Genomic DNA, 17,733 nt, shown 5'->3' with positions numbered 1-17,733 from the left:
TCTCCTGAAAGCAAATAAGATTCGTTCTCAGAAAAGTAGAGCACGGGAGCGCGGCACACGTCGTTTGTGGAAACGGCGGAATCGTTCGCGCAAACGGCAATCGCCGCGGCCGCGCGGGGATTTACAGGCGGGCGCGCACCTGGTTCGGCGTCAGCCCGAAGTGGCGGCGGAATGCCGTGGAGAAACTGCCCGGATTGGCATAGCCGGCCATGGCCGCGGCCTGCGTCACGCTCACCCCCTCGGATTCCAGGGCGTGGCGGGCCAGGCGCAGGCGCTCGTGCTGCAGGAAGTCGAACACCGTGATCCCCAGCGCCTGCCGGAAATGGCGTTGCAGCGTGGTGGCCGTGGTATTCATGTGGCGCGCGATCTGGTCGATGCTCAAGGGCTGGTCGGCGTGGCGGCGCAGCCAATGCGTAAGATCGACCATACGACGATGAACCGCCGCGGGCAACGGCATGGGATCGGTGCCATGGCAATCGCCCGCCCTGCCATGCGACAGCGCCTCGATGACCAGTTCGATGGCACGGCATTCAAGGTAGAGGCTGCCCAGCTGTCGCGGCATAGGCGGAGGACTCAGCAACTGCTCGGCCAGCAGCCGGATCCGCGTGGATGCGCTCCAGCAGCGCGTCGCCAGATGCGGCGCAATCACCGCGGTCTCGCCGAGCGACTGTTCCAGCCACTGCCGGCTCACGCCGATGCTGACACGCCGCGACGATTCTCCCCCTCGCACCACACGCCGGCATTCCTCGGGTTCGCGCAGCATCACCAGACCCGCGTCGGCCCCCTGGCCACGAACCAGATTCAGCGCGGCCCGGCCGTAGCTGACGTCGATCCTGCCGTCGAGCACCAGTACGATCCGCAGGGAATCGTCCACAGTCGCCAACCCCGTCGACGACTCGCCACCGGCCTCGCAAGCAAGCTGCAAGCTCAGGCCGGGTCGCAGGCGATGGAATTTCCGCAAGGGCGGCGCGCTGGCCAAGCCAGGCGCACCGGACTGGGTGCTTGCCATAAAAAAAAGCGGCCGCCGTTCGGGACGAGGATGGCCACGACACGTTTATGAAAACGATTCTCATTATATTTTTTGCAGTCCTGTGTGGCAAGAACCAGTTTCAGCGTGAGAATGTTGTCGCTGTGCTGACCGCGATGGAAGCGCGCGGCCTGGCTCACGGCATCCCCGGCCAGCCCCAGGTTATGTTCTCAAGGTGCCCGATTCCGGCGCGGCTACGTGCCGGGGGCCCGACCCGGCGCCGCTCGACTGCCCAGCGCTATCCGCGATCGGAGCCTTGGCGCCCTGTACTTCCAGACATCATGATGTAGCACATCGCAATTGCAGCCAGTGCCGCCCCGGCCCATAACGGATACGACCCGCCCAGGCCAATCAGCTGGCCGCCTATCATTGTCCCGATAGCGATCCCGATATAGATTCCCGAAGAGTTCAGCGCAATGACCAGGTTGGCTTCCTGTGGAGCCAGGCTGATCAGCCTTTGCTGCTGTGCGGGTGACTGGGCCCAGCTGCTGCCCCCCCAGCACGCTATCAGGAAAGAAATCGGATAGATCGCTTCAAGTCCTTTCCCGCCGGACATGAGGCCCAGGCCGCCAAGGGCCAAGGTCATGACAAGGTATGCGCAGGCAAGCGTCATGATCGGCCCGTGCCTGTCCGTAGCCCACCCGGAAAGATAGTTGCCGCAAAAGGCGCCAAGCCCATACATGAACAGCATCATGGTGAAATTGGCGGGCGGGATCTGAAAGCCTTCCAGGATGGAGATGACGAAGGCGTACGCCGAGTAAGCCGCTGCCATCCCGAAAACCGTGAGCATCAGTATGCCCACGACACCTGGTCTTGCAAGCACCGACAATCGTTGCCGCAAACCGATGGCGGCGCCTCCGGGCATGGGTTTCATCACGAGAAAGACCGTTGCCGCCGCCGCGAACGCAAGAACGCCGACAAAAGCCAATGAGGCGCGCCAGTTCATGAACACGCTGATCGCATGGCCAAGCGGAACGCCCAATGCAGTGGCAACGGTGAGCCCTCCGATCACGACGGAAAGCGCTCGCGCCCGCTGACCGGGATGCACCATGGCGGCAGCCGTCGCCCCCGCGTTCGGGGTGTAGGCCGCTGCCGATGCGGCGGCGGCTATCCGCGTCAGTATGAGAAGCCCCAATGTCATACATGCCGCGGAAGCGATGTTGGCAAGGCCGAGCAAAAGCAGCGACGACACAAGCAGCCGGCGCCGGGCCACCGTGGAAGTCATCGTCGCGATGATCGGGGCAAGCAATGCATAGGCAAGGGCGAACGCAGTGACCGACCAGCCGGCCATCGATGCGCTCACAGACAAGTCTTCGGCCATCTCCGGCAGAAATGCGGAAACGATGAATGCATCCATACCGACCGCAAACGTACCCAGGGCCAAAACCAGGGTTGAGCCCAGGGAGCGCCTTGATTGTTCGACGTTTTCCATTTTCATATCAGGATATTTTATATCTAGATTAACGAACCAAAAAAAGAGGGAAACCCTCTTTTCCGACGGCTAGCTTGAATAGCCCGCATACCATTGCTTCATTCGCTGGCTCCCTGATGGCGGAGATGCCTTTATCAGATCGGCAATGGTCTGCGCGGCCAGTTCCTTTCTCCATGCGGTCTCGGCTCGCTGCATGGCGGCGGCGATTCCACAGGGACGCGCGAAGTCGTTTGGCTTGGCAAGACATCCCGCGCCACGCTGCCTGATTTCGGTGCACCGGAATGCCCACTCATCTCCCTCGATGGCCATCACGACATCCAACAGGGAGATCGCCTCGGGAGCCTTCGCGAGTTGAAAGCCCCCCTTGGCGCCCGCCGAAGAAGTGAAAATTCCGGCACGCACCAGACTCTGGAGAAACTTGTTCAGATAGTGCGAAGGCAGTTCGAATGCGGCGGCGAGCCTGGATGTCGGCACCGGCCCGTCATTGCCGACCCACGCCAGGGTCAGGCAACAGTGCAATGCCCATTCAACACCTTCGCTCATCTTCATGCTATTTACAATTTCCAGTGATCGATATGAAATTACGCAACGCATGCAGCGCTGTTGCCATCGATAGGCCAACATCCGCAACGACGGGCTGTTTCGCGCACCATCCGGCAGGTAGCTTCGCCGCTTTAATTTGGATAAATTATATCTAGATAAATTGCACCGTCAACCAACGACGCGGCACATCAATGAGGGTAGCGCAATGAAACCAGAGAAAGTGCACCTGACGCAGGAGAAGGAGACCCTGCTGATCACGCTGTTCGCGAAGGCCGGCGAATCCGAACTGGGCGACTCGCTCCTGAACGACCGCTATGCCGCGGAAGCGTTGAAGCGCATCGATTATGACTTCGCCAGGCTCAAGGTCGGCCGCGACATGATGATCGGTCTGGCGATGCGCGCCCACCATCTTGACGAATGGGCGCGCCGCTTCATCGAACGCCATCCTCGATGCGTCGTACTTCACCTGGGTTGCGGGCTGGATACGCGCTACTTCCGCATCGCCCCAGCGCCAGGCGTGCGCTGGTACGACGTCGACTACCCCGAGGTGGTCGACCTTCGGCGCCGGCTTTTCGCGATGCAGGAAGGCTATTTCCTGATCGCATCCGCTGTCCAGGATGTCGCGTGGCTTGAGCAGGTTCCCGCCGACCTGCCGGTGCTCGTAATCGCGGAGGGCCTGCTGATGTACCTGTCGCGAGACGACGTCAGGGCGCTACTCGGGGGTATCGTTTCCAGGTTTCAACACGGGGAATTCATCTGTGACGCGCTCAGTTCCCTGGGCGTTCGCTTCGTCCAGCGCATTCCGTCGGTGCGCGCCACCGGCGCGCAGTTGAAGTGGGGAATCGACGACCCGCGTGAGCTGGAGGCACTTGCGCCGCCGCTGAAACTGGCCGAAGAGGCCGACTGCTATCGCCGCGATGACGTCGCGCGGTTTTCCCTGCTGTCGAGAATATCCATCGGCATCATGCTCGCGATCCCCGTCCTCCGGCGCATGAACCATCTCCTTCGCTACACCATTCAACGCGATCCACGCCCGACGCCGCGGTAGCGGATGGAGGCAATGTAAGTGGCAATGGCCTGGCGGGAGTTGGCGTAGCGACCTCACTGGTTCCTTGCAGGCAACATTGAAGGGAATACATGACGTCACTGGATAGCGCGGGTCCCGGATATCTTACGTGCACTGGGCCGCGCCGTGCGGCTCTCTGGAACCAAGACAGAGGACATCACCATGCAGGCATATCGGATCACCGCCGGCCAGGGTATCGGCTCGTTGCAACGCGGGGCGCTGGCAGCGCGCGCACCCGGTCCCCATGAGGTGCGCGTGCGCGTCAAGGCCGTTTCGCTGAACTTCCGCGACCTGATGGTCGCGCGTGGCGGCTACCTGAAACCGGCGGACGCCCCCGTCATTCCAGCGTCCGACGCCGCTGGTGAAGTCGTGGACGTCGGCGCCGGGGTCACACGCTACCGGCCGGGCGACCGGGTGATGGGCGCCTTCTTTCCGGACTGGATCGATGGCGAGTCCGACCCCGTCAACACCGCGCGGGTGCCGGGCGCCGCCAGCGACGGCGTGCTGGCCAGCGAGGTCATTTTCTCCGAGCACTCCCTGGTCGCCATTCCCGATTCGCTCTCGGATGAACAGGCCGCGACCTTGCCATGCGCCGCCGTCACCGCCTGGAGCGCCCTGTTCGTCGCGGGACGCGCCAAAGCCGGCCAGACCGCCTTGCTGCTGGGCACCGGCGGGGTATCGATCTGGGGCCTGCAACTGGCCAAGGCAGCGGGCCTGCGCGCCATCATCACCTCGTCCAGCAACGAGAAACTGGCGCGGGCGCGCGAGTTGGGCGCGGACCACGTGATCAACTACCGCGACAACCCCGAATGGCAGGACGAAGTGCTGCGCGTCACCGGCGGCGAAGGCGCCCACGTGGTGCTGGAAGTCGGCGGCGAGGGCACGCTGGAACGCTCGGTCGCGGCGGTCCGGCACGGCGGCGCGGTCGGCATCATCGGCGGTGTCAGCGGTTTTGACTCGGTGCCAGTCTCGCCCTTGGCGTTGATCGCCGGCCACAAGCGCCTGGAGGGCATTCTGGTGGGCAGCCGCAAGATGCTGGAAGATGTGACGCGGCTGGTCGACAGCGCCGGCATCGCGCCGGTGATAGACCGGGTCTACGGTTTCGACGAGGCGCCGGCCGCGTTCGAGCGCCTGGCCTCGGGCCGTCACTTCGGCAAGATCGTGATCCGCGTCGACCGCTGAACGGCACAAAGAAAAAGGCCGCCTTGATGGCGGCCCAGGTGTCGAGAGACAACGCTCTTCAAATGCGGAAAGTCGCGTCGGGCGTTGTTGAGACACCGACCTTATTTCTCGTTTTCAACATCGGGGCCACGCCCCGAGGCATCACTCCACCGTCACGCTCTTGGCCAGATTGCGCGGCTTGTCCACGTCGGTGCCACGGGCGCAGGCCGTGTGGTACGACAGCAGCTGCAGCGGCACCGTGTGCAGGATCGGCGACAGCTTGCCGTAGTGCTCGGGCATGCGGATCACATGCATGCCTTCGGCGCTCTGGATCTTGCTGTCGGCGTCGGCGAACACGTACAGCTCGCCGCCGCGCGCGCGCACTTCCTGCATGTTGGACTTCAGCTTTTCCAGCAGCTCGTCCTTGGGCGCGATGGTGACCACGGGCATGTGCTCGGTCACCAGGGCCAGCGGGCCATGCTTGAGTTCGCCGGCCGGATAGGCTTCGGCGTGGATGTAGCTGATTTCCTTGAGCTTGAGCGCGCCTTCCAGCGCGATCGGGTAGTGCATGCCGCGGCCCAGGAACAGCGCGTTTTCCTTCGAGGCGAAACGGTCGGCCCAGGCCATGATCTGCGGTTCCAGCGCCAGCACCGAGCCGATGGCCACGGGCAGGTGGCGCAGCGCCTTCAGGTGCTCGGCCTCCTGCTCGTCTGTCAGGCGGCCGCGCACTTGCGCCAGCGCCAGCGTCAGCAGGAACAGCGCGGTCAGCTGCGTGGTGAAGGCCTTGGTCGAGGCCACGCCGATTTCGACGCCGGCGCGGGTGATGTACGACAGCTTGCATTCGCGCACCATGGCGCTGGTGGACACGTTGCAGATGGTCAGCGTGTTTTCCATGCCCAGCGAGCGGGCGTGCTTGAGCGCGGCCAGCGTGTCGGCGGTTTCGCCCGACTGCGAGATCGTGACGACCAGCGAGCGCGGGTTCGGCACGCTGTCGCGGTAGCGATATTCGCTGGCGATTTCGACCGCCACGGGGATCTTGGCGATCGATTCGATCCAGTACTTGGCGGTCAGGCCGGCGTAGTAGCTGGTGCCGCAGGCCAGGATCAGCAGCGAGTCGATGTCCTTGAAGATCTTGTAGGCGTCGTCGCCGAACAGTTCGGGCGTGATGGCCTCGATGTCCTGCAGCGTGTCGCCGACGGCGCGCGGCTGCTCGAAGATCTCCTTCTGCATGTAGTGGCGGTAGGGGCCGAGTTCAGCCGCGCCGGTGTGCACCTGCACGGTATGCACCTGGCGTTCCACATTCTTGCCGTTGGCGTCCACGATCCAGACGCGCGCCAACTGCAGGTCGACGACGTCGCCGTCTTCCAGGTAGATGATCTGGTCGGTGGTGCCGGCCAGCGCCAGCGCGTCCGAGGCCAGGAAGTTCTCGTTCTGGCCCACGCCCACCACCAGCGGCGAACCCTGGCGCGCGCCGACCACGCGGTGCGGCTCGTCGCGGCAGAACACGGCGATGGCGTAGGCGCCATGCAGGCGGCGCACGGCGTTCTGCACGGCCTCGAACAGGTCGCCGGCATACAGGTGGTTGACCAGGTGCGCGATCACTTCGGTGTCGGTCTGGCTTTCGAAGACGTAGCCCACGGCCTGCAGCTCGGCGCGCAGTTCGTCGTGGTTCTCGATGATGCCGTTGTGCACCAGCGCGATGCGCGGCTCGTCGTTGCCCAGGTGCGAGAAATGCGGGTGGGCATTGTGCGTGGCCGGCACGCCGTGCGTGGCCCAGCGGGTGTGGGCGATGCCGGTGAAACCTTGCACCTTGTCCTGCGCGACCTGTTCGGCCAGCTCGGCCACGCGCTGGGTGCTGCGCGTGCGGCGCAGGTGGCCGTCGGCGTAGACGGCGACGCCGCAGGAGTCATAGCCGCGGTATTCCAGCCGCTTCAGGCCTTCGACCAGGATCGGGGTGATGTCGCGCTGGGCGACGGCGCCAACAATGCCGCACATAGGAGAGACTCCTGAAAGTTCGAGTACGGAACGCATTGTGCGCGTCCCGCCAAGAAATTTGATTTCTTTATCTGGTCATATTTGACAGTTTATTCGCTTACATATTTGTGATTAAATAATATTTCACTAATCATGCATTCATGAATTAATCATGCAAAACCAGCCGGTCACCCTGCCTGAGTTGGACGATCTGGACCTGCGCATCCTGGAACAGTTGCAAGACGACAACTCGCTGACCAACCAGGAACTGGCCGCGCGCGTGCACGCCTCGCCGCCGACCTGCCTGCGACGGGTGCGGCGCCTGGTGGAAGAAGGCGTGATTGCGCGCCAGGTGGCCATCCTGGCGCCCGACAAGCTGGGCAGCACGCTGACGGCCATCGTCGAGATCACGCTGGACGTGCAGGCGGCCGAAAGCCTGGATGCCTTCGAACGGATCATGCTGGCCGAACCGGCGGTGCTGCAGTGCTACCGCGTGTCGCCGGGACCGGATTTCGTGGTGATCGCGCAGGTCAAGGACATGCCGGCCTATCACGCGCTGGCGCACCGCGCCTTCACCGCGCACGCCAACGTGCGCAACGTGCGCACGTTCTTCTCGGTGCACCGCGCCAAGTTCGAGACCCGCATCGACGTGCGCGGGTAAGCACCGCGGCCGGAGCGCACGACGCGGCTAGCGCGCCGCCAGCAGCCGCTCGAACTGCGCCAGATAACGATTGCCCATCTTCTGCACGTCGTGCTCGTCGCGCACGTACTGATACGCGCGCTCGGTGATCTCCTGGCGGAACGCGGCATCATCCAGGCAACGCGCCATGCCCTGGGCCATGGCATGGAAATCGGCCACCGCGCACAGCACGCCGCGCCCGTCGGCCAGGCTTTCCTTCAAGCCGCCAGCGTCGGTGGACACCACCGGCACGCGTTGCAGGAAGGCGTCCAGCACGCTGCTGCCCAGCGCCTCTTCCTCGGAGCTCATGACGAACACATCGAGGATGCTGTAGAAATCCTCGACGCCCTTGCGAAAGCCCGCGAAACGGTAGACGTCCTCGACCCCCAGCGCCCGCGCCTCGTCGCGCGCCTGCTGCTCGCGATCGCCGCCGGCGCCGAAGTGCAGGAAGACGAAATCGCGCCGCGTCTTCGCCAGTTCGGCCACCGCCCGCACCAGCGTCACCGGATCCTTGTCGCGGATCAGCGCGGCCGACGTGGCCATGACCTTCTTGCCTTCCAGGCCAAATTCGCGCACCAGCGCGGCGACGTTTTCCTGGTTGATCCGGTGCGGCTCGACCGCGCTGCGGATGATGACCGGATCCAGCCCCAGGCGGCGCGGTTCGCTCGCGGCCATGTCGCTGATGGCCACGAACAGGTCGGTGTGGCGCCACTTGTAGCCGGTCTTCCATTCCTCGTTGGGCTTGACCACGAACGAAGTGCGGCGCGAGAACGCCACCGGGCGGCGGTGCAGCCACTTGGTCAGCACCGCCCAGGTGATGGTGTTGGCGGTCTGGGCGTGGATGATGTCGTAGCCGCTGCCCGCGCGCGCCAGGAATGCCAGCTGCGCCGGCACGTTGCGGACGGGGTGCGCCACGAAACCTTCCTGGCGCACGCGTTCGGCCAGCGGGCCGCCCTCGCGGCACAGCACTTCGACCTGGTGGCCGGCATTGCGGAACGCGCGCATGCAGTACAGCGTCTGGCGTTCGCCGCCGCGCCACCCCTTCTCGAAGTTGAGCTGCAGGATCTTCATGCGCGGCCGATGCCCGAATACTCGAAGCCCTGGGCGCGCACGTCGGCCGGCGTGTAGAGATTGCGGCCGTCGATGATCAGCGGCGTCTTGAGCAAGGCCTTGACGCGGTCGAAGTCGGGCGCGCGGAAGACCTTCCATTCGGTGGCGATCAGCAGCGCGTCGGCGCCGTCGAGCGCATCGTACATGTCGGTGGCAAAACTCACGCCCGGCTTGCCATCCAGAATCCGGCCGGCCTCGTGCATGGCCACCGGATCGTAGGCGCGCACGGTGGCGCCGCGGCGCGTCAGCTCGTCGATCACGGTCAGGCTGGGGGCCTCGCGCATGTCGTCGGTATTGGGCTTGAACGACAGGCCCCACAGCGCGATCTTGCGGCCGCTAAGGTCCTCGCCGTAGCGCGCCACCAGCTTTTCCGACAGGCGGAACTTCTGCGCATGATTGGCGGCCTCGGCGGCCTCGATGACACGCATCGGCAGCGCATTCTCGGCGGCGGTGTTGACCAGCGCCTGCACGTCCTTGGGGAAGCACGAGCCGCCGTAGCCGGCGCCCGGATACAGGAAGTGGTAGCCGATGCGCGGATCGGCGCCGATGCCGCGGCGCACCTGCTCGATGTCGGCGCCCAGCGCTTCGGCCAGGTTGGCCATCTCGTTCATGAACGAGATGCGGGTCGCCAGCATGGCGTTGGCGGCGTATTTGGTCAGCTCGGCCGAGCGCACGTCCATCACCATCAGGCGGTCGTGGGTGCGCTGGAACGGCTCGTAGATGCGGCGCATGACGCCGATGGTGTAGTCGTCGTCGGCGCCGACGATGACGCGGTCCGGGCTCATGAAATCGTTGATCGCGGCGCCTTCCTTCAGGAATTCCGGATTCGAGGCGACGCTGAACGGCACCTCGACACCGCGCTTGGCCAATTCCTCGGCCACCGCGGCCCGCACCTTGTCGGCGGTGCCGACCGGGACGGTGGACTTGTCCACGATCAGCTTGCGGCTGGTCATATGCCGGGCAATGTTGCGGGCGGCGGCCAGCACGTATTTCAGGTCGGCCGAGCCGTCCTCGCCGGGCGGCGTGCCCACCGCGATGAACTGCACGTCGCCGAACGCCACGCTCTGGGCCACGTCGTCGGTGAAATGCAGGCGGCCGGCCTGCACGTTGCGCCGCACCAGGTCTTCCAGGCCCGGCTCGTAGATGGGGATACCCCCCTGGCGCAGCAGGGCGATCTTCGCCGCATCCACGTCCAGGCACATAACGTCGTTGCCCATGTCGGCCAGGCATGCCCCCGACACCAACCCTACGTAACCGGTACCCACGACCGTGATCTTCATGCCTGAACGCCTTAAAAATAGGTAATCGTCGCGCCCGGGCATCCTGCCCCAGCGCCGGTCGCCATTATAGAAGGGCCGCCAGCCCGCCCGGAACGCGGCGCCCGCGGCGATCGGCTGGCGCTAGGGCGCCCGCAGCTTGCTGAAGCGCACCGTGTTCACGACCACCGCCAGCGCCGCGCAGATCGTGCCCAGCACCAGGGCCAGCCCCGGTCCGTGCGCCGCGCTGACACTGAAAGCGATCGCCACCAGCGCCGTGCCGAAGCTCTGCCCGAACACCCGGGTGGTCGCCTGCAGGCCGCCGGCCGCGCCGCTGCGCACGCGCGGCGCGGCCGACAGCATGGCGCGGTTGTTCGGCGTCTGGAAGAAACCAAAGCCCACGCCCGCCACGAACATGCCGGCGATGATGGGCACGTTGCCGACGGAGGCGGGCAGCGCCGCCAGCCACAGCATGCCGATCACCATGGTCGCCGCGCCCACGCCGCTCAGGGTGGCGGCGGAGTAGCGGTCCGACAGGCGGCCGGCCAGCGGCGCGATCAACGCCGTGCCCACCGGCCAGGCGCCCATCAGCATGCCCACCTCGAGATACGGCCGTCCCAGCACCTGCTGGAAATAGAAAGGCAGCGACACATACGAGGCCATCTGCGCCGCAAAGGTGCAGGCCGACGCCCCCACCGCGAACGCCAGCGGCCGGATGCGCAGCAGGTCCACCGGCACCAGCGGCGCGGGCTGGCGGCTGGCGCGGCGCACCAGTACCAGGCCCGCCACGGCGGCAATCGCCACCAGGCCGATCCCGCGCAGCAGGTCCTCGCCCATCATGTCGATGCCGGAAATGAACACGCCCAGCGTCGCCATGCACAGCAGCGCGCTGATCCAGTCCAGCCGCACGTCGTTGCGCGGCACTTCCGGCAGGTGGCGCAGGCCGAACATGGCCAACACGCAGATGGGCAGGTTGACGGCGAAGATCCACGGCCAGGGCGCCACCGACAGGATCGCCGAGCCGATCGTCGGCCCCAGCACCGACATCACCGCCACCGTGGTGGCGTTGATGCTGATGCCGCGCCCCAGCATCTTGAGCGGATAGATGTTGCGCACCAGGCCGCCGAACAGGCACATCAGCGTCGCCGCGCCCACGCCCTGGAACACGCGCGCCGCCGTCAGTTGCGCCAGCGTGCCGGCCAGCGCGCAGCCCAGCGAGGCCAGGGTGAAAAGCACCAGCCCGAAGGTGAACATGCGCCGGAAACCGATGCGCTCGGCCAGGGCCGACAACGGCAGCAGCATCATCACCACCGCCAGGTTGTAGGCATTGACCACCCACACCGCCTGCGCCGGCGAGGCATTCAAGTCGGCCGCGATGGTCGGCAGCGCGACGTTGGCGATGGTGGTATCCAGCACCGACAGGCTGATGCCCGTCATCACGGTCGCCGCCGCCCAGTAGCGGCGCGGCGCCGGCAAACCGTCCGGCGCGGCAGGCTTGGACTTGCCCGCCGGCGCCGGGGACGCCGGCGCGGTCACGACTTCTTGACCGGCCGTTGCCAACCGTCGACGGTGACCTGCTTGCCGCGCGATACCGTCAGCTTGTCGGCCGGCGCATCACGGGTCAGGGTGGTGCCGGCGCCCAGCGTGGCGCCGCGACCGACGCGCACCGGCGCCACCAGTTGCGTGTCCGAGCCGATGAAGGCGTCGTCCTCGATGACGGTGCGGTGTTTGTTGACGCCGTCGTAGTTGCAGGTGATGGTGCCCGCGCCCACGTTCACGCGCGCGCCGATGTCGGCATCGCCGATGTAGGCCAGGTGGTTGGCCTTGCTGTCGGCGCCCAGCACGCTCTTCTTGATCTCGACGAAGTTGCCGACATGGGTGCGATCGCCGAGTTCGGCGCCCGGACGCAGGCGGGCGTACGGACCAATGCGCGCGTCGCCGCCGACCTGGGCCTGCTGCAGATGGCTGAAAGCCTCGATCTGCGTGCCCGCGCCGATGCTGACGTCGCGCAGCACGCAGTGCGGGCCCACGCGCACGCCGTCGGCCAGCGTCACCTGGCCCTCGAACACGCAGCCCACGTCGATGAACACATCACGGCCGCAAGTCAGCGTGCCGCGCACGTCGAAACGGGCGGGGTCGGCCAGCGTCACGCCGGCCTCGAGCTGGCGACGCGCCTGCTCGCCCTGATAGCGGCGCTCCAGTTCGGCCTGCTGCACGCGGCTGTTCACGCCCAGCGTCTCCCACGATGCGTCCGGCTGGGCCGCGCCCACCGGCACGCCGTCGGCCACGGCCAGCCCGACCACATCGGTCAGGTAGTACTCGCCCTGGGCGTTGTTGTTGTCGATGCGCGAGAGCCAGTCCTTGAGCTGCGCGGTGGGCGCGGCCAGGATGCCGGTGTTGACTTCCTTGATGGCGCGCTCGGCCTCGGAGGCATCCTTGTGCTCGACGATGCGGCAGACGTTGCCGGCGGCGTCACGCACGATGCGGCCGTAGCCGGTCGAGTCGGCCAGCACTTCGGTCAGCACCGCGGCGCCGTTGCCGCGCGCCTGCAGCAGGCGGCGCAGCGTCTCGGGCTGCACCAACGGCACGTCGCCGTACAGCACCAGGGTCACGTCGTCCTTGCCGTCGCCTTCGCGCAGCAGCGGCACGGCCTGCTGGACCGCGTGGCCGGTGCCTTGCTGCGGCTGCTGCAGCGCGAATTGCAGATCGTCCTGCCCCGCGAAAGCCTGCTTGACGCGGTCGGCGCCATGGCCGACCACCACGATGACGCGGGCCGGCTCGAGCTGGCGGGCGCTATCCAGCACGTGGGCCAGCATCGGTTTGCCGGCCAGGGTGTGCAGCACCTTGGGCAGGTCGGACTGCATGCGCTTGCCGAGTCCGGCGGCGAGAATCACTACATTGAGCATAAGTTCCGGTATTTGAATGCGCCCGCTACCGCCATGCGGCGGTCCGGGACGGGATTGAAAAAATCAGGGCTTGCCGTCGGCAGGCCCGCTGTTCTTGGTGGCCGCCTTGGCGGCCGGTTTGCGCGCGGTCTTGCGGGCGGGCTTGGCGACCGTCTTGGCAGCCTTGGCCGCCGGGGCGGCCGCGGCCTGCGGGCCGCCCGGCTTGGCCTTGGACTTGTCGGCCTCGGGCGCCGGCTGGCTGCCGGGCATCGATGCGGCCGTGGCCGCCGCGATCTGGTTGAATTGCTGTTGCAGCAGGTCCCACCAGGCCTTGGAGGCCGACTGCGCCGCCGCGCCCATCTGCTCGCTCATGGCGGGCTGGGCGCCGGCCGCGCCGCCGTCGGACTCGGGAGCCTTGGCCTCAGCCTTCGCGGCGCCCGCGGCCTCTTGCGACGCGCCTTGCGGCGCGCGCTTGGCGGCAGGGGCCGGCTTCAGGCCCAGCACCACTTCCAGCGGCGACGCCGCGCCGCTTTCGCGCACCGCGCCCAGGTCCAGGTTGGCGGCCGAATCGACAAAGGCGCGCAGCGTGCTGATGGTGGAGCGCTGCACTTCCATGCCCTGGATCGTGCTGGACAGCATCGACAGGTTCATGCGCAGCCAATTTTCCACCGAACGCAGTTCGGCGATACGGCGGTCCAGGTCTTCCAGGTTCATGGGCGGCGCCATCGGCAGGCTGCTCGCCAACCCGCCTGGGCCGGTCAGGCCAGCCCAGGCCTGGCGCATCATTTCCATGCTGGCCAGCAGGGGGTTGCCCGACAGGTCGGAATTCTGGCCCATGCCGGGCAGGACGAACGGGTTGCTGTGTTGGTCGCTCATTCCTGTCTTCCCATAGATCGCAAAACGCTGCCGGCCGGCGTGGTCATCCCGGCAGCAGCTGATTATTCTCCACCCGCACGTGGTCGCCGGACGCGAAGGCGAACGGCTGCGCGCTGCGGAATTGGCGCGAGCTGCCGTCGTTCATGCGTACCGTGAGCTCATAGTGCGTCACCGTTTGTTGCTGCCTGATATTACGCTCAACTTCACGGCCTGCCAAAGCGCCGCCCACCGCGCCCAGCACGGTCAGCGCGGTCTTGCCGCTGCCGCCGCCGAACTGGTTGCCGACCACGCCGCCGGCCACGCCGCCAGCAATGGTGCCGACCAGGTGGTCGCTATTGTCCTTGACCGGCACCTGCACCTGGCGGATCGATTCAACCACGCCGCAATTGCGGCAGGCCTGCGCCGCCGGGGCTGGGGCCGGCGCAGGGCGGCCTTGCGCCTGGGGCTGCTGGGCCTGCGCCTGGGCTGGCGGCCGCGCGGCCGGCGCTTGCGGCTGGCCAGGCGTCGCGGGCTGGGCCGGCGCCAGATTGGCGGCCTCGGGCCCGGGCTGGGCCAGCGCCGGGTCCTCGGCGTGCGGGGTGGCCGACGGCGTCGGCAGCCAGCCCATCACGGCGGCCACGCCGACCGAGCACATGACGATCACCGCGATGGCGGCGGCCGCGACCAGCGGATGCAGGCCGCGGCGGGGAGATTCGGTTGGGGCGGGATAATTCATGACGATGCTCCATCGTTACTAACCGGCAGTGGTATAGCACCCGGATGCGGTTTCGGCATGTTGCGATGGTGACGCTTCATTGCTGCGCCGAAGCGGTTGGACAGCCCGCGGCATTCGTGGAAAATAGGACCATGAATGCCATCACCTTGCCTCAGATCGAAGCGGCCATCAACTATTGGCGCAATGTCTCGCCGTCCACCGGCGACGAATCGCGCCTGTGCCCGGAGGCGGCCGCGCTGGCCACCCCCTATGCCCTGATGATCATGTCGCACCGCCGCGAACTGCCCATGGCGGATATCGGCGACAAGGCGCGCGATGCGCTGGCCCGCTGGCGGGCCGCGGGCGGCGAATGACGCCATAGGCCGCACACCCGATCGCGCGGCAGCGCCTGCCGATGCCTGCCCGGCTGGCCGACCGCGGCGGCGGCATCAACCCTTGAGCAGGGCCTGGATGTCGTGCACCAGGGCATCGACCCCGATGTTGTTGTTGGCCAGCACGCGCGATTCACCCTTGCCGTCGAGCAGGTAGAAGGCCGCGGTGTGGTCCATGGTGTAGTTGCCGTCCTTGGTCGGCGCCTTGGCGTAATAGGCCTTGAACGAGGCCGCCGCCTTCTTCACCTGGTCGGGCGTGCCGGTCAAACCCAGAAAACGCGGGTCGAACGCGGTTACGTATTGCTTGAGCACTTCCGGCGTGTCGCGCTCGGGATCCACCGTGATCAGCAGCACCTGGACGCGCTCGGCGTCCGGGCCCAGCTTTTTCATGACCTCCGTCAGCTCGGCCAGCGAGGTCGGGCAGACATCCGGGCACTGCGTGAAGCCGAAGAACACCACCACCGCCTTGCCAGCGAAGTCCTGCAGCGTGCGCGTCTTGCCGTTGTAGTCCGACAGCTCCAACCCGCGGCCCAGCTGGGTGCCGCTGATGTCGCTGCCCTTGAACTGCGGCGCGTTGTCGCCGCAGGCGGCCAGGGCGACGGTGAAAGCGGCGGCCGTGGCCAGGCGCAGGGCCAGGCGCCGACTGGCGGAAAATACGGACATCGACATCTCCAGGGGGTCAGATCAGCGCGACCCAGTGGTCCACCAGCAGGGCGCCGAACAACAGCGCCAGGTAGAGAATGGAAAAACGGAACATGCTGCGCGCCAGCTCGTCGCTGTAGTTGCGGTACAGGCGCCAGGCATACGACACGAACATGCCGCCCAGCACCAGCGCCGACGCCAGGTACAGCGCGCCGCTCATGCGGATCGCGGTGGGCAGCAGCGTGGTGGCGACCAGCGCGATGCTGTAGAGCAGGATCTGCAGACGCGTGAACTGCTGGCCGTGCGTCACCGGCAGCATGGGCAGGCCGGCCTTGACGTAGTCATGGTTGCGATACAGCGCCAGCGCCCAGAAATGCGGCGGCGTCCAGATGAAGATGATCAGCACCAGCAGCCAGGCCTCGGCCGGCACCGAATCGGCCACCGCCGCCCAGCCCAGCGCCGGCGGCATGGCGCCCGACAGGCCGCCGATGACGATATTCTGCGGCGTGCGCGGCTTGAGGATGACGGTGTAGATCACCGCGTAGCCGACGAAGGTGGCAAAGGTCAGCCACATGGTCAACGGGTTGACCAGCGTGTACAGCACGAACATGCCGGCCCCGCCCAGCAGGCCCGACAGGCCCAGCACCTGGTACGCGGAAATGGTGCCGCGCGCGGTGGCGCGCCGCGCCGTGCGCAGCATGCGGGCGTCGACTTCCTGCTCGATCAGGCAATTGATGGCGAAGGCGGCCGCGGCCAGCAACCAGATGCCCAGGGTGCCGAACAGCACGCGGCGCATGTCGGGTACGCCCGGCACGGCCAGGAACATGCCGATCACCGCGCAGAACACCGCCAACTGGGTGACGCGCGGCTTGGTGAGCACGAAATATTGGCGGAGCAATCCGGATTGGGGAGCGGCAAGACTGGTCATCATGCACCCTATTTTAAACGCGCACCGAATTGGGGCCGTAGCCCCCGGCCGGCGCGCCGCCCGCCGTGGACAGGCGCACCATGAGGACGACGGCGGCCAGCGTCAGGCCGGCCGCCCCGCCATTGTGCAGCACGGCGATCAATAATGGCCACTGGAAGAAAATGGTCGTCAGCCCGGTCAGCAGCTGGGCGCCCAGCAGCGCCAGCATCAGCGTGGCGGGGCCGCGCAGCCCCCGGTCGGCCCGCAGGCGCCAGGCCAGCACGCCCAGGTACGCGAACACGACGAAGGCGAAATTGCGGTGCACCCAGTGGATCGCCGTCAGCGCCGGTTGCGAGATCATTTCGCCGGACGGCAGCTCGCCCAGCGCGCGGATGATCGAATAGCCGCCATGGAAATCCATGTCAGGCACCCATTTGCCGTGGCACATGGGGAAATCCATGCAGGCAAGAGCCGCGTAATTGGTGCTGACCCAGCCGCCCAGCGTCACCTGGATCAGCAGCAGGATGAAGCCGCCGACCACCCAGGGCCTGAAACGCCGCGCCGCGGCGGCCACCGCATGGTGCGGGCGTTCACGCGCCGACAACCAGGTCATCAGCGCCAGCACCGACAGGCCGAACACCAGGTGCGCCGTGACCACGGCGGGCATCAGCTTGTGCGTCACGGTCCAGGCGCCGAACGCGCCCTGCACGCACACCGCCACCAGCGTGGTCACCGCCAGGGCCGGCGAGCGGCCCAGTTCGCGGCGGTAGCGCCAGGCCATGTAGACGATGCCGATGATCAGCATGCCCAGGATCGAGCCGACATAGCGGTGGATCATCTCGATCCAGGCCTTGGACAAGGTCACCGGGCCGAACGGCATGGCCTGCGAGGCCTCGTGGATGTCGCCCATCGCGCCCAGCGGCGTGACGCTGCCGTAGCAGCCGGGCCAGTCCGGGCAGCCCAGGCCCGAGTCCGTCAGGCGCACGAAGGCGCCGAACATGATCAGGTCCAGCGTCAGGAACCAGGTGAAGAAGACGAGTTTGCGATACCGCGCTTTGATGCGTTCCATGGAAACCAACTGAATACCGA

At 66.5% G+C, this 17,733-nt stretch carries 18 protein-coding genes; 4 read left to right on the top strand and 14 right to left on the bottom strand.

Annotated elements, in window-relative coordinates; all coding sequences use genetic code 11:
- Positions 1–121: 121 nt before the first annotated feature.
- The 4 genes from ACUTAG_RS15845 to ACUTAG_RS15830 all read right to left on the bottom strand — a co-directional run bounded on the left by ACUTAG_RS15845 (position 122) and on the right by ACUTAG_RS15830 (position 3,008).
- Positions 122–874, bottom strand: a complete 753-nt coding sequence (locus ACUTAG_RS15845; RefSeq protein WP_049055328.1) for a helix-turn-helix domain-containing protein — start codon at positions 872–874, stop codon at positions 122–124.
- 53 nt (positions 875–927) lie between these two features.
- A complete protein-coding gene (locus ACUTAG_RS15840) occupies positions 928–1,167 on the bottom strand; it encodes a hypothetical protein (RefSeq protein ID WP_157140538.1) in 240 nt (79 codons plus the stop codon).
- A gap of 98 nt (positions 1,168–1,265) precedes the next feature.
- Positions 1,266–2,459 (bottom strand): MFS transporter, encoded by a 1,194-nt coding sequence (locus tag ACUTAG_RS15835; RefSeq protein WP_262352242.1) that lies wholly within the window; start codon positions 2,457–2,459, stop codon positions 1,266–1,268.
- 69 nt (positions 2,460–2,528) lie between these two features.
- Positions 2,529–3,008 carry an RrF2 family transcriptional regulator gene (locus ACUTAG_RS15830; protein ID WP_006388111.1) on the bottom strand — a complete coding sequence of 160 codons (480 nt, stop codon included), beginning with the start codon at positions 3,006–3,008 and terminating at the stop codon, positions 2,529–2,531.
- A gap of 199 nt (positions 3,009–3,207) precedes the next feature.
- Between ACUTAG_RS15830 and ACUTAG_RS15825 the strand changes: the two genes are divergently transcribed.
- On the top strand, positions 3,208–4,050 hold the full coding sequence (locus ACUTAG_RS15825) for a class I SAM-dependent methyltransferase (protein WP_148317765.1): 843 nt from the start codon (positions 3,208–3,210) through the stop codon (positions 4,048–4,050).
- A 180-nt stretch (positions 4,051–4,230) separates the two neighbouring features.
- Positions 4,231–5,250, top strand: a complete 1,020-nt coding sequence (locus ACUTAG_RS15820; RefSeq protein ID WP_054506092.1) for a zinc-dependent alcohol dehydrogenase family protein — start codon at positions 4,231–4,233, stop codon at positions 5,248–5,250.
- A 141-nt stretch (positions 5,251–5,391) separates the two neighbouring features.
- Here ACUTAG_RS15820 and glmS read toward each other — a convergent pair whose 3' ends face one another.
- Positions 5,392–7,224 carry a glutamine--fructose-6-phosphate transaminase (isomerizing) gene (glmS, locus tag ACUTAG_RS15815; protein WP_020925581.1) on the bottom strand — a complete coding sequence of 611 codons (1,833 nt, stop codon included), beginning with the start codon at positions 7,222–7,224 and terminating at the stop codon, positions 5,392–5,394.
- Positions 7,225–7,375: 151 nt separating this feature from the next.
- Here glmS and ACUTAG_RS15810 point away from each other — a divergent pair, with 151 nt between their 5' ends.
- The gene (locus ACUTAG_RS15810) at positions 7,376–7,864 is read left to right on the top strand and encodes an Lrp/AsnC family transcriptional regulator (RefSeq protein ID WP_054498164.1); all 489 of its coding nucleotides are present in this window, start codon (positions 7,376–7,378) and stop codon (positions 7,862–7,864) included.
- Positions 7,865–7,891: 27 nt separating this feature from the next.
- Here ACUTAG_RS15810 and ACUTAG_RS15805 read toward each other — a convergent pair whose 3' ends face one another.
- The 6 genes from ACUTAG_RS15805 to ACUTAG_RS15780 form a co-directional block, all read right to left on the bottom strand.
- Positions 7,892–8,953 (bottom strand): glycosyltransferase family 4 protein, encoded by a 1,062-nt coding sequence (locus ACUTAG_RS15805; protein WP_049052877.1) that lies wholly within the window; start codon positions 8,951–8,953, stop codon positions 7,892–7,894.
- Positions 8,950–10,272, bottom strand: coding sequence for a UDP-glucose dehydrogenase family protein (locus tag ACUTAG_RS15800; protein WP_006388105.1), 1,323 nt, complete (start codon positions 10,270–10,272; stop codon positions 8,950–8,952). The genes ACUTAG_RS15805 and ACUTAG_RS15800 overlap by 4 nt, the downstream gene beginning before the upstream one ends.
- A gap of 120 nt (positions 10,273–10,392) precedes the next feature.
- Complete coding sequence (locus tag ACUTAG_RS15795; RefSeq protein WP_006388104.1) at positions 10,393–11,784, bottom strand: MFS transporter; 1,392 nt, start codon at positions 11,782–11,784, stop codon at positions 10,393–10,395.
- Positions 11,781–13,154 (bottom strand): bifunctional UDP-N-acetylglucosamine diphosphorylase/glucosamine-1-phosphate N-acetyltransferase GlmU, encoded by a 1,374-nt coding sequence (gene glmU / locus ACUTAG_RS15790; protein WP_006388103.1) that lies wholly within the window; start codon positions 13,152–13,154, stop codon positions 11,781–11,783. The genes ACUTAG_RS15795 and glmU overlap by 4 nt, the downstream gene beginning before the upstream one ends.
- Positions 13,155–13,217: 63 nt before the next feature.
- The gene (locus ACUTAG_RS15785; protein ID WP_024067447.1) at positions 13,218–14,009 is read right to left on the bottom strand and encodes a PhaM family polyhydroxyalkanoate granule multifunctional regulatory protein; all 792 of its coding nucleotides are present in this window, start codon (positions 14,007–14,009) and stop codon (positions 13,218–13,220) included.
- A 43-nt stretch (positions 14,010–14,052) separates the two neighbouring features.
- Positions 14,053–14,724, bottom strand: a complete 672-nt coding sequence (locus ACUTAG_RS15780; RefSeq protein ID WP_054442549.1) for a glycine zipper 2TM domain-containing protein — start codon at positions 14,722–14,724, stop codon at positions 14,053–14,055.
- A 131-nt stretch (positions 14,725–14,855) separates the two neighbouring features.
- Between ACUTAG_RS15780 and ACUTAG_RS15775 the strand changes: the two genes are divergently transcribed.
- Positions 14,856–15,077, top strand: a complete 222-nt coding sequence (locus ACUTAG_RS15775) for a DUF3717 domain-containing protein (protein ID WP_006388102.1) — start codon at positions 14,856–14,858, stop codon at positions 15,075–15,077.
- 75 nt (positions 15,078–15,152) lie between these two features.
- On the opposite strand, the gene ACUTAG_RS15770 is transcribed toward ACUTAG_RS15775, so the two are convergent.
- Genes ACUTAG_RS15770 through ACUTAG_RS15760 form a run of 3 tightly spaced genes read right to left on the bottom strand, consistent with a single transcriptional unit; the run spans position 15,153 to position 17,713 of the window.
- Positions 15,153–15,758: an SCO family protein gene (locus ACUTAG_RS15770; protein WP_006388101.1), complete on the bottom strand. Its 606-nt coding sequence runs from the start codon at positions 15,756–15,758 to the stop codon at positions 15,153–15,155.
- Positions 15,759–15,774: 16 nt separating this feature from the next.
- Positions 15,775–16,665: a heme o synthase gene (cyoE, locus tag ACUTAG_RS15765; RefSeq protein ID WP_026383355.1), complete on the bottom strand. Its 891-nt coding sequence runs from the start codon at positions 16,663–16,665 to the stop codon at positions 15,775–15,777.
- Positions 16,666–16,678: 13 nt separating this feature from the next.
- Positions 16,679–17,713, bottom strand: a complete 1,035-nt coding sequence (locus tag ACUTAG_RS15760) for a COX15/CtaA family protein (RefSeq protein WP_006388099.1) — start codon at positions 17,711–17,713, stop codon at positions 16,679–16,681.
- Between the last annotated feature and the right edge of the window lie 20 nt (positions 17,714–17,733).

It is taken from the genome of Achromobacter sp. CSND-B12, from assembly GCF_052906545.1.
This window is presented reverse-complemented; position numbering and strand designations above follow the sequence as displayed.

Bases quoted from the DNA above. Each gene is read 5' to 3' on its own strand.
- ACUTAG_RS15785 (WP_024067447.1), bottom strand. From the start codon at position 14,009: ATGAGCGACCAACACAGCAACCCGTTCGTCCTGCCCGGCATGGGCCAG.
- ACUTAG_RS15780 (WP_054442549.1), bottom strand. From the start codon at position 14,724: ATGAATTATCCCGCCCCAACCGAATCTCCCCGCCGCGGCCTGCATCCG.
- ACUTAG_RS15760 (WP_006388099.1), bottom strand. From the start codon at position 17,713: ATGGAACGCATCAAAGCGCGGTATCGCAAACTCGTCTTCTTCACCTGG.
- glmS (WP_020925581.1), bottom strand. From the start codon at position 7,224: ATGTGCGGCATTGTTGGCGCCGTCGCCCAGCGCGACATCACCCCGATC.
- ACUTAG_RS15775 (WP_006388102.1), top strand. From the start codon at position 14,856: ATGAATGCCATCACCTTGCCTCAGATCGAAGCGGCCATCAACTATTGG.
- ACUTAG_RS15830 (WP_006388111.1), bottom strand. From the start codon at position 3,008: ATGAAGATGAGCGAAGGTGTTGAATGGGCATTGCACTGTTGCCTGACC.
- ACUTAG_RS15825 (WP_148317765.1), top strand. From the start codon at position 3,208: ATGAAACCAGAGAAAGTGCACCTGACGCAGGAGAAGGAGACCCTGCTG.
- glmU (WP_006388103.1), bottom strand. From the start codon at position 13,154: ATGCTCAATGTAGTGATTCTCGCCGCCGGACTCGGCAAGCGCATGCAG.
- ACUTAG_RS15820 (WP_054506092.1), top strand. From the start codon at position 4,231: ATGCAGGCATATCGGATCACCGCCGGCCAGGGTATCGGCTCGTTGCAA.
- ACUTAG_RS15770 (WP_006388101.1), bottom strand. From the start codon at position 15,758: ATGTCCGTATTTTCCGCCAGTCGGCGCCTGGCCCTGCGCCTGGCCACG.
- ACUTAG_RS15805 (WP_049052877.1), bottom strand. From the start codon at position 8,953: ATGAAGATCCTGCAGCTCAACTTCGAGAAGGGGTGGCGCGGCGGCGAA.
- ACUTAG_RS15835 (WP_262352242.1), bottom strand. From the start codon at position 2,459: ATGGAAAACGTCGAACAATCAAGGCGCTCCCTGGGCTCAACCCTGGTT.
- ACUTAG_RS15800 (WP_006388105.1), bottom strand. From the start codon at position 10,272: ATGAAGATCACGGTCGTGGGTACCGGTTACGTAGGGTTGGTGTCGGGG.
- cyoE (WP_026383355.1), bottom strand. From the start codon at position 16,665: ATGACCAGTCTTGCCGCTCCCCAATCCGGATTGCTCCGCCAATATTTC.
- ACUTAG_RS15810 (WP_054498164.1), top strand. From the start codon at position 7,376: ATGCAAAACCAGCCGGTCACCCTGCCTGAGTTGGACGATCTGGACCTG.